The organism is Pseudoalteromonas sp. BZK2, assembly GCF_014349195.1.
Taxonomy (GTDB): domain Bacteria; phylum Pseudomonadota; class Gammaproteobacteria; order Enterobacterales; family Alteromonadaceae; genus Pseudoalteromonas; species Pseudoalteromonas simplex.
On sequence record NZ_JACSOG010000028.1, the window covers coordinates 47,071 to 61,229 of the forward strand.

Below are 14,159 nucleotides of genomic sequence, written 5' to 3' on the forward strand. Positions count from 1 at the left end.
AAATTTAAGGTAGTTATTATGAAACAGTTAAGCACAACAATCGCAATTTTAGCACTAGCAACATCATCAGCAGCCTTTGCACAAGGCGTAAGCTTTGCAACGTTCGATACCGACGGTGATGGTGTGATCAGCAAAGAAGAAGCGTCTGCAAATATGCAGCTTGAAAAGTTATTTCCAGAGTTAGATAGCGATGGTAATGGCGAACTTTCAAAAGAAGAGTTTGCTCAAATTCAGTAGAATCTTTTAGAAAAGTTAGGTACTTTCACTTCAAGAGTCGTAAAGCAGCTGTCATGGCTGCTTTTTTCGTTTATAAGCGTTCGTTTACAAGAAGATAGCACTTACTTGGAATAGCTTTTCAACAACTGTAATGTGCTTTTTATCAATCAAGAACATGATAACGTGGTCGCCAGACTGAATAACGGTATCGTCATGGGCAATCAGCACATCATCGTTACGTACAATTGCACCAATGGTAGTTCCAGCTGGTAGCTTAATCTCAGCAATTGCTCGGCCAACAACTTTAGATGTATGCTCATCACCATGAGCGACAGCTTCAATAGCTTCTGCTGCGCCTTTACGTAACGAATAAACATTAACAATGTCACCACGGCGAACGTGTGTTAGTAGTGCTGAAATAGTGGCTTGCTGAGGCGAAATAGCAATATCAATCTCACCACCTTGTACTAAGTCTACATAAGCGCCACGCTGAATAAGCACCATGGTTTTTTGTGCGCCCATACGCTTTGCCAGCATCGCAGACATAATGTTTGCTTCATCATCATTGGTAACAGCAATGAAAACATCTACTTGTTCAATATGTTCTTCAGATAACAGTTCTTGATCAGAGGCATCGCCACAAAATACGACGGTGTTATCAAGCATTTCAGAAAGCTGTGCTGCACGCTCTTTATTGCGCTCAAGCAGCTTAACGCTGTGGTTTTTCTCAAGTGAACGCGCAAGACCTGCACCGATATTACCACCACCGGCGATCATGATCTTTTTGTATGAACGTTCGAGCTTTTGAAGTTCATTCATGACTGCGCGAATATGCTTTGTTGCAGCGATAAAGAACACTTCATCGTCCGCTTCGATAACCGTTGTGCCAAGCGGTTTTATCGCTTTACCTTGACGATAAATAGCCGCTACACGGGTTTCGACATTCGGAATGTGTTCTTTCAAGGCTGAAAGTGCATAACCCACCAGCAAACCACCGTAATAGGCTTTCACCGCAACCAGCGATAACATGCCATCGGCAAATTGTAATACCTGTAAAGCACCCGGATAGTCGATTAAGCGACGAATATACTTAGTTACCAGCGCTTCAGGAGCAATATAGTGATCAACAGGTAAGTCGTCATTATGAAATAGCTTTTCACGGTACTTTAAGTATTGCTCTGAGCGAATACGGGCAATTTTGGTCGGTGTGTTAAAAATACTATAAGCAACTTGGCAAGCAACCATGTTCACTTCATCTGAACTGGTTACGGCAATAATCATATCGGCGTCTTCTGCGCCTGCGCGACGCAATACATCGGGATGCGCACTGTGACCGGTAACACCTTGTAAGTCGTACTTATCTTGTAGCTCTCGCAAACGGTTACCGTCGATATCGACAACGGTGATCTCATTTTGCTCACCTACGAGGTTTTCTGCCAATGTGCCACCAACTTGTCCGGCACCGAGTATGATTATTTTCATAGCTTGTTCTTATTAGTGTTTTTTAACTAGCTTTGCGTAATAGAAACCGTCACTTTCACCAGGCAGTAATTGCAGACCAGGTAACGTAGGGGTGTCGTTTTCATGCAAAGGTATGTGTTCAGCACTTTGATTATTGGCAAGGAACTTAGCAACTTGTTGTTGGTTCTCTTGCGGTAATACAGAGCAGGTCGCATAAACTAACGTACCACCAGGCTTAAGTAGAGGCCAAATGCTATTTAGGATATCGCCTTGTAAGTTAGCTAGATCTTCAATATCAGATGCACGACGTAACCACTTAATATCAGGGTGACGACGGATCACGCCAGTTGCTGAACAAGGCACATCAAGCAAAATACGGTCGAATTGCTGTTCATCCCACCAGATATGGGGTTGTGAAGCATCGGCACATTGTAGATCGGCTGCCAAGCCAATACGCACTAAGTTTTGTTTAACACGTTCTAGACGCTCGCTGTCGCTATCTAGTGCTAATACGTCAGCGTCGGCAAGTTCTAAGATATGGCACGTTTTACCACCTGGCGCTGCACACGCATCTAAAATGACATCATCATTTTGTGGATCTAAAAAGCGTGCTGCTAATTGTGCCGCTGCATCTTGAACTGAGCAGGCACCGGTATCAAACTCTGGTAATGCGTATACATCACACGGTTTAGCTAGTTTAATACCATCAGGAAAATCAGCATTAAGGATATGCTCAATATCATTTGCTTTAAGCATCTCGCTGTATTCTTGGGTGCTGTACTGCGCTTGGTTTACACGTAACCACATAGGTGCTTGCAACTGATTCGCTTCAAGAATTTCTTGCCAGTTATCAGGATAAGCTGCAGTAACTTGTTTGATAAACCAACCTGGGTGGTTAAATTTGCAAACAGGAATTTGCTTTGCTTTTTCTTCAAGCTCAGCTTGCTCACGTTGGAAACTGCGTAAAATCGCGTTAATCAGACCTTTTAAACCCAGTGCGCGCATTTGCTGAAGCGCATTAACCGTTTCGCTGATTGCTGCATGAGGTGGTACACGCATATGTTGAAGTTGGTAAATACCCACATACAACAAGAACTGGAAAATACGGCGCTTACCTTTTAGTGGTTGATCTAAAAGTTGCTGGCAATAATTTTCTAGGCTAGGTAAATAGCGCAGCACACCGTAGCAAATTTGTTGTAGTAAAGCTTTATCTTTCGGCGATAAACCCTGGCTTGCAAAAGGTAGCTCTTTATTAAGCGACGCGCCTTTATCGACTACGTTGTAAAGGGTTTCAGCAGCAAGTGCTCTTACATTACTCATTGCTTTGACCTAATACTGAGCCAGGCTCGACCCAATCACTGCGACCATTTAAAAAGTCAGTAACAGCCATTGGTTTTTTACCTTGCGGTTGAAGAAGGGTGATTTTAAGTGCATCTTGCCCACAGCCAACAGTAATACCTTGCTTATCAGCAGCAATGATTTTACCGGCTTGTGCAGTTTGCGATACAACTTCGGCTTGCCAAATTTTTACTGTTTGTCCTGCCATTTCGGTAAAACAAACAGGCCATGGATTAAAAGCGCGGATATTACGCTCAATTTGCGCAGCATCCATTGACCAATCAATATTGGCTTCGTCTTTTGATAACTTTTTAGCGTAATTAGCTTGTGCGTCATCTTGCTTTTCTGGAGTGATTTCACCTGCAGCAAGACGGTTGATTGTACTGATCAGTGCATCAGGACCCAATGCAGCTAATTTATCGTATAAAGAGCTACTGGTTTCTGTGCTATCAATTGGGCAACGGCTGATATGCAGCATGTCGCCTGTATCTAAGCCTTCATCCATTTGCATTATTGTTACACCGGTTTCGTTGTCACCAGCCCAAATAGCACGTTGGATCGGTGCAGCACCACGCCAGCGCGGTAAAATAGAGCCATGCACGTTTAAGCAGCCTAAGCGCGGTGCATCTAAAATCGCTTTTGGTAACAGTAAGCCGTACGCCACTACAATCATAATATCGGCGTTCAGGCTGGTAAGCTCTGCAAGTGCTTCATCTGATTTGAGTGATTGCGGTTGAAATACAGGTAAATCATGAGCAAGCGCCAGCTCTTTAACTTCACTGGCTTTTAGCTTTTTACCTCGGCCCGCTGGGCGATCTGGTTGGCTATATACACCAACAATGTCGTGCTCTGAGTCAATCAGTGCTTGTAAATGGCGCGCAGCAAAATCCGGCGTACCAGCAAAAATAATGCGTAATGGTTGTGTCACAGATATTCCTATTGATTAACTTATGATTTAGCTGCCAGCTTAGCTTCTTTCTCAAGCTTTTTACGGATTCGTTGGCGCTTTAAAGGTGATAGATAATCAATAAATAGAGTGCCTTTAAGGTGATCAAGCTCATGCTGAATACAAATCGCTAATAGCTCGTCAGCGTCTAGGCTGAATTCTTCACCGTTTTCATTTAGCGCTTTAACAGTGACTGTTTCTGCGCGGTCAACTTTTGCATATGAATAAGGAACTGATAAACAGCCTTCTTCACTCACCGTTGAACCATCTTTTTTGGTGATTTCTGGGTTGATTAACACTAACGGTTGGTCGCGCTCTTCAGATACATCGATCACCACAATGCGCTGGTGGATATCTACTTGCGTTGCTGCTAAGCCGATACCGTTTTCGTCATACATAGTTTCAAGCATGTCTTTGACGATTTGACGAACTTCATCGTTTACTTCTGGCACTTCTTTCGCGATTGTACGTAAACGCTCATCCGGAAATCTTAAAACTTCTAACCTAGCCATAGTTACCTTTTACACTTGTGATTCATTTAGGGTATTGTATGCTCTTATTTTAGCCATTCGTGTTCACCTTTAACAGGTTTTGGTTGATAATAATCGAAAAACAACACAAGGAAGCCAAATGAGATACCCACTAGTTGCGGCTTTGCTAGCCTTTAGCAGTGCTTTTCCTGCAATTGCTGATGTGTTAACAATAAAAAAAGATGCGCCAAAACAATACGTTGTAAAAAATGGCGACACACTTTGGGATATTTCTGGTGTGTATTTAGATGAGCCTTGGCAATGGCCTGACTTATGGCAAATGAATCCACAAATTGCGAATCCACATTTAATATACCCGGGTGATGCGCTCACTTTAATTTACGATAAAGACGGAAATCCTCGTTTAGTTAAAAATGCGCGTTATAAAAAACTCTCTCCAGAAGGGCGAATCACTCCAAAAGGCAAAAATGCAGTGCCTACCTTACCATTGGAATTATTACGCCCATATTTAAGCTATGAGCAAGCGATTAGTGCCGAAATTATTGCTGATAAACCCTATATTTTAGGCGCTAGTGTTAATACTAAAATGAACACCTTGGGGCATACACTCTATGTTAAAGGTGACCTGCATTTAAATGAAGCGTATGGGGTTTATCGAAAAGGAAATGACCTTGTTGATCCAAAGACCAATGAAGTATTGGCGAATAAAGCTGAGCTTGTGGCGATTGTTCGCTCATTTAGAAGCGGTGATGTAGCAAATGGCGTTCCTGCCTCAGTTAAGGTTGAGCTAGTAAAACAAGAAATTAAGCCGCATGACTTTTTAATGCCAGCAATGGAAGGGCAGATGTTGCCTGCCTATTTCACAATGAAACGTCCAGAAACGGCTTTAGATGGCACGATAATCGCGTCAGCTAATGAAATGCGTGAATTTAGTACCATGGATATTGTTGTACTAAACTTAGGCTCGGACCAAGTGAAACCGGGTTTCGTCCTCGATATTCAACGTCAATCACCAGAAGTGTATGACGGTCGCAATGGTCCTCGCTACCGCGAAGACTCTAACAGCCTTGAGAAATTCATGACTGACGCAAATGAGCTGTTCGGTATCGAAAGTGACGAAGACAGTATTGTATGGCATATGCCAAAGGAAAAAGTCGGTGAACTAATGGTGTTTAAGGTATATGACAACGTTAGCTACGCATTGATTGTGAAAAATCAGCACCCGATCCGAGTTGGAGATTATGCAGTTATAAACTAACTCACAATTTGGGCGCTCTAAGGAGGGAGCATGGCACAGGTTTCAGGCAAGCTATCCCATTGGCTTGCCTTTTATTTATGTAAAGGGCTTGGGATAAAAAGCCTTATTGCATTAAGTCAAAAGCAGCCACTGGATGAGCTATTTAGGTTATCTAGTTTAGAGCTTCAGCAGCTGGGCTTATCACAAAGCCAAGCCGATAACTTAGTTAATACCGATTGGCAATTAGTCGCCCACTATCAAGAGCAGATATCAACGCTTAAAATCAAAGTGATCAGTTATTTTGATAGCAACTATCCGCCCTTACTCAAACAAATAGCCAGTGCACCTATCTTATTATTTTGTTTAGGTAACACTGAGCTATTACGGTCACCACAAATAGCAATTGTCGGTAGCCGTAATGCCACACCAACAGGGCTTGAAATAGCTGCTGAATTTGCTCATCAATTATCTTCTGTTGGCATGACGGTGACATCTGGTATGGCTTTGGGCATTGATGGCGCAGCCCATAAAGGTGCATTAGCAGGAACAGGAAACACCATTGCTGTACTTGGTACGGGTATCGATATTGCCTATCCCAAACGCCATAGTTTGCTCATTAAACAAGTTGCAGAGCGGGGCTTATTGGTTTCTGAGTTCTTACCAGGCACTGCTGCTAATGCCGCTAATTTTCCGCGCCGAAACCGTATTATCTCTGGATTATCATTAGGTGTGTTGATTGTAGAAGCGCAGATTAAAAGTGGCTCTTTGGTTACCGTACGCTATGCACTTGAGCAGAATAAAGAAGTGTTTGCAGTGCCGGGTTCGATAAAAAGCCCACTTTCAGAGGCGAGTCATTTTTTAATTAAGCAAGGCGCTAAATTGACAGAAAATATTAGTGATATTCTTGATGAAGTGAGCTTTTTCTGTGAAAACAGTCTATATAGTATAGAACAGCCCATAGCAGATGAACCCGACTGCCCAGTGTTCAAAAGTATAGGGTATGAGGTAACAAGTGTTGATCAAATAACACTGCGCAGCCAATTACCTGTAGACGAAGTACAAGCTCGGTTACTCGACCTAGAGCTCGCAGATAAAATCGAACGAGTACTAGATGGTTATATAAGACTGGGAGGACATAAACATGTTTGACATCCTCATGTATCTTTTTGAAAACTATATCCATAGTGAAGCTGAAATCTTTACTGAAGAGAACGAACTTACCGATGAGTTAGTTCGTGCTGGCTTCAACAAACCTGAAATCTACAAAGCCCTTGATTGGCTAGAGCAACTTGCAGACTTACAACAAAGCGATATCTACCCGTACCTTAATGCCCAACCACAACATGCTATGCGTATATACACAGATAGTGAATGCCAAATGTTAAGTGTTGAGTGTCGCGGCTTTTTAATGTTTATTGAGCAAATTGGTGTGATTAACACCGTAACCCGCGAAATGGTGATAGATAGGCTTTGCGCTTTAGATAAACCATTTATTTCTTTGGAAGATCTAAAGTGGGTAGTGCTGATGGTGTTATTTAATGTACCTGGATCAGAGCAAGCTTACGCACAAATGGAAGACTTAATATTTGACGAACCAACCGATGTATTACATTAATTCGACTTTGCTTGTATCTTTGTTGAGTTTGGGTATATTAGGCGAAAATTAGCCAACCCCACAGGAATCTTATGAGTAAAATCGACCATTCTCTTTTTTCTGCAGATAAACATGCACTCGAAAAAGAGTATGAGGTTTGCCCTAAATGCGGTTCTGAATTGGTTATGCGCAACTCAAAGTCAGGGCCATTTTTAGGCTGTGCCAGTTACCCTAAATGTGACTACATCCGCCCATTAGCTCATCACGATAGCCAACAAATAAAAGTACTCGAAGACAGTGCCTGCCCAGAATGTGGCAAGCCATTGGTAATTAAAAATGGCCGCTACGGCATGTTTATTGGGTGTACGGGCTATCCCGAGTGCCACTATATTGCACATGATGAAGAGCCTGACGGTGCCCCTCAATTACCTGCTTGCCCAAAATGCAAAAAAGGCCAGCTGGTTGCGCGTAGTAATAAGTTTGGCAAAACCTTTTATTCTTGTGATGGCTATCCGCGCTGTAAATATACGCTTAATCATAAACCTGTGGCGACCGAGTGTCCTGCCTGTCAGTGGCCAATTATGACCGAAAAGAAAACTGCCTCAGGTGTTGTGTTACAATGCCCGCAGAAGTCGTGTATGCATAAGTTAGTCGAATCTTAATGCACTTGTAATTTGTTTATTTAGGAGAGTTTCTTTGTCTGATCCTGTTGCACAACCAGCCAATGCAATTGACGCTTTGCAGCAAGGCGGTGTGATTGTTTACCCAACCGAAGCTGTTTTTGGTCTTGGTTGCGATCCTGATAACCAATCTGCGGTTGAAAAGCTTTTAGCCATCAAACAACGCCCTGTAGAAAAAGGCTTAATTTTAATTGCTGACAATTATGGCCAGTTATTAAAGTATGTAGATGATGCCAAAATCCCCATGGATAAACGTGCTGATATCTTTTCACAATGGCCAGGTGCTATAACTTGGGTGATGCCGGCAGCAAAAGAAACGCCAAAGTGGTTAACGGGTCAATTTGATACTATTGCTGTGCGTGTAACTGATCACCCAACAGTAAAAGCCCTGTGTCAGCAATTTGGTAAGCCGTTAGTTTCAACAAGTGCAAACTTAACCGGTCAAGAAACGGTAATGACTATCGCACAAGCGAAAAGCGAATTTGCTGACACGGTAGATTTTTATGTTGATGAGCCGTTAGGTGGCAACAGCCAACCAAGTGTGATCAAAGACGCTGCGACCGGCAAAGTATTTAGAGGATAAACATGCAAAGCGAGCTACTCGAACAAGTTAAAACCTATTTAATGGCCTTACAAGATACAATTTGTCAGGGTCTTGAGAGTGCCGATGGCAAAGCAAAATTTGTTGAAGATAATTGGCAACGTGCAGAAGGCGGCGGTGGTCGTACTCGTGTTATCCAAGGTGGTAATGTCATCGAACAGGGTGGGGTAAACTACTCGCATGTTTTTGGCGCGTCAATGCCAGCATCTGCAACAGCGCATCGTCCAGAGCTCGCAGGTCGTAGTTTTCATGCATGTGGTGTGTCATTAGTGATCCATCCTAATAATCCACATATTCCAACGAGTCACGCCAATGTGCGTTTCTTCATTGCCGAAAAAGAAGGTGAAGATCCAATTTGGTGGTTTGGCGGTGGTTTTGATTTAACACCTTATTACCCTGTATTTGAAGATGTACAACATTGGCATCAGGTGGCAAGCGATTTATGTCAGCCATTCGGTGCATCGGTATACGACAAATATAAAAACTGGTGTGATGATTACTTTTATCTAAAACACCGCAGCGAAACACGTGGTGTTGGTGGCTTATTCTTTGATGATTTAAATGAGCTCGGCTTTGAACAAAGCTTTGCCTTTATGCAGGCGGTAGGAAATGGCTATTTAGATGCTTACCTTCCTATTATTGAGCGCCGTAAAAACACGCCGACAACCGAACAACAACGCGATTTCCAACTGTATCGTCGTGGTCGTTATGTTGAATTTAATCTTGTTTGGGACCGCGGTACATTATTTGGCTTACAAACAGGCGGACGTACTGAGTCAATTTTGATGTCGATGCCACCATTAGCACGTTGGGAGTATAACTATGTACCTGCTGCAGATAGCCCAGAAGCTAAGCTGTATCAGTACTATTTACGTCCGCAAGATTGGTTAAACAGCAAAGAATCAGATTTAGTTGCACGTCAGTGGCAGCTTTAATCAAGTATTGAAACCACTCTAATCAACATTGTGTTGTCACCCTCAACGAGGGTGGCGACACTGTCACTGTTAGGCAGCTCTGCCAAGACACTAAATAGCACTTCTGCTTTTAATATCTCTAACTTATCAGATGGTGTATCAATGGGGGCACTAACCTGTGTTAAGCATTGACTAATATCACAGGCATAGAAATCAAGTTTCACCTCAAAATATTCAGGGTGCTGAATAAGCTTATCAAAACCATCAACAATGCTTTGTTCATGTTTATCGCTCTGTGAGGTTTTATCTTGACTGATAAGAGATTGAGCAATCTGTTGAATATCATCCTGATAAATATATTGATCAATAGTGCTTAGTTGATCAGCAGTATCATTCACGCTGTGCTGATAGGTAAATAATAGCGCTGCAATAATCCCAATGCAGACTAAAAGAGTTGTTATAAATTTCATTTAAACATCCTTATTTACTATGAAATGTATATAACAACTCTAGCAGTTGCACGAAAAGTGCGCAATTTAGCTTAATTTGAAGCGTCTTACTTGTTCATCCAGTGACCGTGCTAACGACAACAGCTCTTCACTGACTTTTTGGTTTTCATGGGCATCAACCAATGAGTGCTCGGCATTGTCACTAATTGCTATAACGCTTTGGTTAATTTCTTCAGCTGCTAGATTTTGCTGTTCAGTGGCATCAGCGATTTGCACGTTAAGTTGATTTATTTCGCTCATCTGCGAAGAAATATCACGTAGAGCTTTTGCAACTTGCTTAACTTGAACTGCTCTTTCGTCTGCTTCTTCGCAAGAGTTATTCATGGTATTAACGGTTTGTGCTGCTTCAGCTTGTAGTTTATCGATAGTGCGGCGAATTTCGTCGGTTGAGTCATGGGTACGGGTTGCTAAAGTACGTACTTCATCGGCTACCACAGCAAAGCCTCGGCCAGCTTCACCAGCACGAGCTGCCTCAATGGCAGCATTAAGTGCAAGTAAGTTAGTTTGCTCGGCAATGCTACTGATCACCTCGAGTACTTTACCAACGTCTAACGTTTGCGTTTGTAGTTGACTTACTTGCTCAGCTGCCGCTCTAACATCTGCCGCAAGTTGATTAATACTTTGCTCAGTGTGCTCAGCAACATGTAAGCTTTGCTGCGCAAGTTGATTACTGTGCTCAGACTTCTCAGACGCAAAATGGGTGGTGTTTTTTACTTCGCTTGATGAGCTTTCTAATTCGTTGATGGCGGCAGCGACCGAATCTGTCCCTTGCTTTTGCTTTAAGATCGCTTGCTCGGTGGTATCCGCTGAGGCATAAATGCTTTCGGCTGAGTGGATCAATACCTTAGAAGAATGGGAGACTTGGGCAATATTATCTTTAAACGCGCCTATCATGTGATTAAAGCTGGTGGCGAGAGAGCTAAGCTCGTCATTATTACTGTCATTTACCGTGAGGCTTAAATCTTTATTGGTGGTTGCCAAGTGCATGGTGTGGCTAATGACTTTTAAGCGTTTGATGAATATTTTTCTAAACATCACGGCCAGTAGTGAAAATGCAGTAATGAAAATAGTCGTTAGTAGTAGCGTATTCGTTAAGGTGTTTTGCGATACTTCTTGCTCAATATCAGCCAACGAATAACTAATTTTTACTACACCTAACACATCGCCTTCTTGTGCTTGATGGCAGCCTAAGCAGTTTGTTCCTTTATAATCACTACGAGCAAACATAGGCTTAAGATAAGTCATCGTACTATTTTGATTATCAATAAATAGTGCTTCAGTGCCTGTTAGTGCTTTTCGTTCAGCATCGTTAGTCGCAACTTGGTTGGCATTTCCTGGCCCATAAATTTTATTAACGATTGGACTACGAATGATATGGGCGTCTGCAATATTAGGATGGCTTCTTAATTTAGTACTCAGAATTTCGCGATTAGCCATGGTGCCAGTTAGCATCATGGTGTTAATAGAATCAAAATAATTATCGGCAAGCAGTTTAATGTTACTTTCAACGGTATCTTGCGCTAATTCATGCTGTTGCTGAGCGCTGCTGAATATACTGGCAAATAATACCAATACGCCTGTCAGTGCCAACAAGGCATAAATTTTAAATTGTATAGACTTCATTCGACGACGCTTTTTCTAAATTAAGGAAAATTTATTATCTTTATTTAGAAAAAGCGTACATTGATATAGCGCAAAGCTTCGTTAGTTTTGATTGATCATATGGCTGGCGAGTTGCGATAACGATTGTCTTAACCCTTCGCGCAGGAGTGGGTTATCAATCTCGATATCAAGCGTTTTATTCATACAATGCATCCATTGGTCACGTAGGTCTTGATCAATAGGGAAAGGCATGTGACGCTTTCTTAGCATTGGGTGACCATATTTTTCAACGAATAGGTCAGGGCCGCCCAGCCAGCCAGATAAAAACTCAAAGAATACTTGGCGAATTCTATCTAAAGGCTGAGGATGCATATCATATAATGGTTTGGCGTATTCATCTGTGGCCATTATGTCGTAAAATCGATTTGCAATTGCTCGAGCTCCTGCTTCACCGCCAATAATTTCGTAAGGTGTTTTTTCTGGGGTAGGTGTTTCAGGCGTTGGTTTCGATTTAGAAAAAAGTCGTTTAATCATAATATTAATAAAGCTCTACAGGGCGAAGAGGTTGCTTCACTATGGACAAATACGCGGTTTTTGGAAATCCAATAAAACATTCGAAATCACCCGCAATACACGCACAATTTGCTGCATCATTAAACGAGCAAATACTATACAGCGCCATTTTAGCACCAACAGATGCATTTGAAAAAACTGTCGCTGAGTTTTTCGCTGCGGGTGGTAAAGGGGCTAATGTCACCTTGCCATTTAAAGAGCAAGCGTTTGCCATGGTCGATGAACTTACAGAGCAAGCGAAAATAGCCGGAGCAGTAAACACGATTAAACAACTCGAAGATGGTAGCCTGCTGGGGGATAACACCGATGGTGTAGGGCTTGTTAAAGATCTTTTAGCCAATAAAGTCACCTTAAAAAGGCAGCGAGTACTTCTTATTGGCGCTGGTGGTGCGGCGCGCGGTGTTATTCAGCCATTATTGAATGAGCAAATCGAAAGCTTAACAATAGCCAACCGTACCGCCGAAAAAGCAAAGGCGCTAGCGAGTCATTTTAATGGTGAAATTGATGTGCAGGGCTTTGCTTTGAATGATATCCCAGCAAACAACTATGATGTGGTGATTAATTCAACCTCAAGCAGTGTAACGGGAGACTTGCCAGGTATAGCTGAAGACCATGTTGCTAAGTGTCAATGCGCTTACGATATGTTTTACGCGAATGATGATACGACATTTACATGTTGGGTTAAGTCGATTAACCCATCATGTTTAACTCTCGATGGTTGTGGCATGCTTGTTGGTCAAGCGGCGCAGGCTTATTTTGTATGGCGCAATAAAATGCCAGAAATCATCCCCGTTGTTAGCGCGCTTAAAGCAGGAGAAATTGCGTGAATCAAGCTATCCAATTTATAGACAGACTCGAATTTAAGCCTGAAGAAAAGCAGTTGGTGTTTTTTGCCCAAGTTAGTGGCTTTATGGTGGAGTGTGTTATTGATACCAGCAAGTATGATTTTGCTGATCAAAGCAGTGCGGTTAATTACTTTGAATCTTATCGTTTCGATTACGAAGAGCTCGCCGAGCAACTGATCGAAGATGAGCAGTATAACTCGGCAGGACAAATTGAATTAACCGAAGTGTTTTAGCCCTCAGCTAAGTATTCATCTTTAAGCTGAACATAATTATCAGCAGAGATTTTTAAAAAGGCGCGCTCTTGCTCTGTTAAAGGGCGAGCCTGTTTAACAGGGCTACCAACATAAAGGTAACCAGACTCTAAACGCTTGTTAGGTGGTACTAATGAACCACCACCAATGATCACATCATCTTCAACAATTGCGTTGTCCATCACAATCGCACCCATCCCAACAAGTATACGATTACCAAGTTGGCAGCCGTGTAACATAACTTTATGACCGACAGTGACGTCATCACCAATAATAAGAGGGTAACCATCGGGGTTTGACTTAGAAGCGCGTGTTAAATGTAAAACACTGCCGTCTTGAATGTTCGTACGTTCACCAATACGTATATAGTTAACATCACCTCGCGCAGCAACAAGAGGCCATACACTTGAATCTTTACCAAGCGTAATATCACCGACTAAAACCGATGACTCATCAATATAAACACTATTATCGTATGTCGGAGTGATCCCTTTATAAGAACGGATAGTCATAAATTCACCTTTTAATTTAAAAATGCGCTCAGTCTAGTGTAACAGCGAAGCAAATAAATACACCAAAACAGAGCTAAATTGACTGCTAAACAGCCAGTTTTAGGGTGTTTAGTTCAAAAGCTGAGCGAACAGTACGTTTTTTTAAATTTTATTGAAAAAAGTGCTTGCGTAAAAAATCCATCTCCCTATAATGCGACCCCACTGACACGGCGGGCAGCAACGAAAGGCGCTGAACAACGTGACAGAGAGTTAAGTGAAACTTCGGTTTCAAATAATCAAAAGAAAGTTTGAAATTAAGTGTTGACTCGAAAAATTAAGGATGTATTATACGCATCCCTAGCGACAACGTCGCAACGTTCTTTAACAATATAAAGCAATCATCTGTGTGG

Annotated in this window: 18 protein-coding genes; 10 read left to right on the top strand and 8 right to left on the bottom strand. The window is 42.2% G+C overall.

The annotated features are described in order from the left end of the window. The first annotated feature begins 18 nt into the window (after window positions 1-18). Window positions 19-237, top strand: a complete 219-nt coding sequence (locus BIZ38_RS16095) for an EF-hand domain-containing protein (RefSeq protein ID WP_054554774.1) — start codon at window positions 19-21, stop codon at window positions 235-237. Window positions 238-321: 84 nt separating this feature from the next. On the opposite strand, the gene trkA is transcribed toward BIZ38_RS16095, so the two are convergent. The 4 genes from trkA to def are packed head-to-tail and all read right to left on the bottom strand — an operon-like array spanning window position 322 to window position 4,473. Next, window positions 322-1,698 carry a Trk system potassium transporter TrkA gene (trkA, locus tag BIZ38_RS16100; protein WP_054554773.1) on the bottom strand — a complete coding sequence of 459 codons (1,377 nt, stop codon included), beginning with the start codon at window positions 1,696-1,698 and terminating at the stop codon, window positions 322-324. A gap of 12 nt (window positions 1,699-1,710) precedes the next feature. Further along, window positions 1,711-2,997 carry a 16S rRNA (cytosine(967)-C(5))-methyltransferase RsmB gene (gene rsmB / locus BIZ38_RS16105; RefSeq protein ID WP_187490740.1) on the bottom strand — a complete coding sequence of 429 codons (1,287 nt, stop codon included), beginning with the start codon at window positions 2,995-2,997 and terminating at the stop codon, window positions 1,711-1,713. Then, on the bottom strand, window positions 2,990-3,943 hold the full coding sequence (gene fmt, locus BIZ38_RS16110) for a methionyl-tRNA formyltransferase (protein ID WP_054554771.1): 954 nt from the start codon (window positions 3,941-3,943) through the stop codon (window positions 2,990-2,992). The genes rsmB and fmt overlap by 8 nt, the downstream gene beginning before the upstream one ends. A gap of 20 nt (window positions 3,944-3,963) precedes the next feature. Then, a complete protein-coding gene (def, locus tag BIZ38_RS16115; protein WP_054554770.1) occupies window positions 3,964-4,473 on the bottom strand; it encodes a peptide deformylase in 510 nt (169 codons plus the stop codon). Window positions 4,474-4,591: 118 nt separating this feature from the next. Here def and BIZ38_RS16120 point away from each other — a divergent pair, with 118 nt between their 5' ends. The 6 genes from BIZ38_RS16120 (at window position 4,592) to hemF (ending at window position 9,499) form a co-directional block, all read left to right on the top strand. Then, window positions 4,592-5,710 carry a LysM peptidoglycan-binding domain-containing protein gene (locus BIZ38_RS16120; protein ID WP_187490741.1) on the top strand — a complete coding sequence of 373 codons (1,119 nt, stop codon included), beginning with the start codon at window positions 4,592-4,594 and terminating at the stop codon, window positions 5,708-5,710. 30 nt (window positions 5,711-5,740) lie between these two features. After that, window positions 5,741-6,838: a DNA-processing protein DprA gene (gene dprA, locus BIZ38_RS16125; RefSeq protein ID WP_187490742.1), complete on the top strand. Its 1,098-nt coding sequence runs from the start codon at window positions 5,741-5,743 to the stop codon at window positions 6,836-6,838. Beyond that, window positions 6,831-7,304 (top strand): DUF494 family protein, encoded by a 474-nt coding sequence (locus BIZ38_RS16130; protein WP_054554767.1) that lies wholly within the window; start codon window positions 6,831-6,833, stop codon window positions 7,302-7,304. The genes dprA and BIZ38_RS16130 overlap by 8 nt, the downstream gene beginning before the upstream one ends. A 71-nt stretch (window positions 7,305-7,375) precedes the next feature. Beyond that, window positions 7,376-7,945 (top strand): type I DNA topoisomerase, encoded by a 570-nt coding sequence (locus BIZ38_RS16135; protein WP_138617973.1) that lies wholly within the window; start codon window positions 7,376-7,378, stop codon window positions 7,943-7,945. 34 nt (window positions 7,946-7,979) lie between these two features. Next, a complete protein-coding gene (locus BIZ38_RS16140; protein WP_138617971.1) occupies window positions 7,980-8,546 on the top strand; it encodes an L-threonylcarbamoyladenylate synthase in 567 nt (188 codons plus the stop codon). Between the two features lie 2 nt (window positions 8,547-8,548). Continuing rightward, window positions 8,549-9,499 (top strand): oxygen-dependent coproporphyrinogen oxidase, encoded by a 951-nt coding sequence (hemF, locus tag BIZ38_RS16145; RefSeq protein WP_187490743.1) that lies wholly within the window; start codon window positions 8,549-8,551, stop codon window positions 9,497-9,499. On the opposite strand, the gene BIZ38_RS16150 is transcribed toward hemF, so the two are convergent. The 3 genes from BIZ38_RS16150 to BIZ38_RS16160 form a co-directional block, all read right to left on the bottom strand. Then, window positions 9,496-9,948 carry a hypothetical protein gene (locus tag BIZ38_RS16150; RefSeq protein ID WP_054554763.1) on the bottom strand — a complete coding sequence of 151 codons (453 nt, stop codon included), beginning with the start codon at window positions 9,946-9,948 and terminating at the stop codon, window positions 9,496-9,498. The two genes, hemF and BIZ38_RS16150, sit on opposite strands and share 4 nt — an antisense overlap. A gap of 66 nt (window positions 9,949-10,014) precedes the next feature. After that, window positions 10,015-11,610, bottom strand: coding sequence for a methyl-accepting chemotaxis protein (locus BIZ38_RS16155; RefSeq protein WP_187490744.1), 1,596 nt, complete (start codon window positions 11,608-11,610; stop codon window positions 10,015-10,017). An 81-nt stretch (window positions 11,611-11,691) separates the two neighbouring features. Next, window positions 11,692-12,123, bottom strand: a complete 432-nt coding sequence (locus tag BIZ38_RS16160; protein WP_054554758.1) for a group II truncated hemoglobin — start codon at window positions 12,121-12,123, stop codon at window positions 11,692-11,694. 41 nt (window positions 12,124-12,164) lie between these two features. Here BIZ38_RS16160 and aroE point away from each other — a divergent pair, with 41 nt between their 5' ends. Further along, the gene (aroE, locus tag BIZ38_RS16165) at window positions 12,165-12,989 is read left to right on the top strand and encodes a shikimate dehydrogenase (RefSeq protein WP_187490745.1); all 825 of its coding nucleotides are present in this window, start codon (window positions 12,165-12,167) and stop codon (window positions 12,987-12,989) included. Further along, entirely contained in the window at window positions 12,986-13,240 is a 255-nt protein-coding gene (locus tag BIZ38_RS16170; RefSeq protein ID WP_054554756.1) for a DUF1488 domain-containing protein, read from the top strand. The genes aroE and BIZ38_RS16170 overlap by 4 nt, the downstream gene beginning before the upstream one ends. Here BIZ38_RS16170 and BIZ38_RS16175 read toward each other — a convergent pair. After that, the gene (locus BIZ38_RS16175) at window positions 13,237-13,770 is read right to left on the bottom strand and encodes a gamma carbonic anhydrase family protein (RefSeq protein ID WP_054563788.1); all 534 of its coding nucleotides are present in this window, start codon (window positions 13,768-13,770) and stop codon (window positions 13,237-13,239) included. The two genes, BIZ38_RS16170 and BIZ38_RS16175, sit on opposite strands and share 4 nt — an antisense overlap. A gap of 78 nt (window positions 13,771-13,848) precedes the next feature. Between BIZ38_RS16175 and BIZ38_RS16180 the strand changes: the two genes are divergently transcribed. Beyond that, window positions 13,849-14,061 (top strand): hypothetical protein, encoded by a 213-nt coding sequence (locus BIZ38_RS16180; protein WP_187490746.1) that lies wholly within the window; start codon window positions 13,849-13,851, stop codon window positions 14,059-14,061. Window positions 14,062-14,159 lie beyond the last annotated feature (98 nt).

Excerpts from the sequence above, each read along its gene's own strand:
- BIZ38_RS16095 (WP_054554774.1), top strand. The coding sequence starts at position 19 with ATGAAACAGTTAAGCACAACAATCGCAATTTTAGCACTAGCAACATCA.
- trkA (WP_054554773.1), bottom strand. The coding sequence starts at position 1,698 with ATGAAAATAATCATACTCGGTGCCGGACAAGTTGGTGGCACATTGGCA.
- rsmB (WP_187490740.1), bottom strand. The coding sequence starts at position 2,997 with ATGAGTAATGTAAGAGCACTTGCTGCTGAAACCCTTTACAACGTAGTC.
- def (WP_054554770.1), bottom strand. The coding sequence starts at position 4,473 with ATGGCTAGGTTAGAAGTTTTAAGATTTCCGGATGAGCGTTTACGTACA.
- BIZ38_RS16120 (WP_187490741.1), top strand. The coding sequence starts at position 4,592 with ATGAGATACCCACTAGTTGCGGCTTTGCTAGCCTTTAGCAGTGCTTTT.
- dprA (WP_187490742.1), top strand. The coding sequence starts at position 5,741 with ATGGCACAGGTTTCAGGCAAGCTATCCCATTGGCTTGCCTTTTATTTA.
- BIZ38_RS16130 (WP_054554767.1), top strand. The coding sequence starts at position 6,831 with ATGTTTGACATCCTCATGTATCTTTTTGAAAACTATATCCATAGTGAA.
- BIZ38_RS16135 (WP_138617973.1), top strand. The coding sequence starts at position 7,376 with ATGAGTAAAATCGACCATTCTCTTTTTTCTGCAGATAAACATGCACTC.
- hemF (WP_187490743.1), top strand. The coding sequence starts at position 8,549 with ATGCAAAGCGAGCTACTCGAACAAGTTAAAACCTATTTAATGGCCTTA.
- BIZ38_RS16150 (WP_054554763.1), bottom strand. The coding sequence starts at position 9,948 with ATGAAATTTATAACAACTCTTTTAGTCTGCATTGGGATTATTGCAGCG.
- BIZ38_RS16155 (WP_187490744.1), bottom strand. The coding sequence starts at position 11,610 with ATGAAGTCTATACAATTTAAAATTTATGCCTTGTTGGCACTGACAGGC.
- BIZ38_RS16160 (WP_054554758.1), bottom strand. The coding sequence starts at position 12,123 with ATGATTAAACGACTTTTTTCTAAATCGAAACCAACGCCTGAAACACCT.
- aroE (WP_187490745.1), top strand. The coding sequence starts at position 12,165 with ATGGACAAATACGCGGTTTTTGGAAATCCAATAAAACATTCGAAATCA.
- BIZ38_RS16175 (WP_054563788.1), bottom strand. The coding sequence starts at position 13,770 with ATGACTATCCGTTCTTATAAAGGGATCACTCCGACATACGATAATAGT.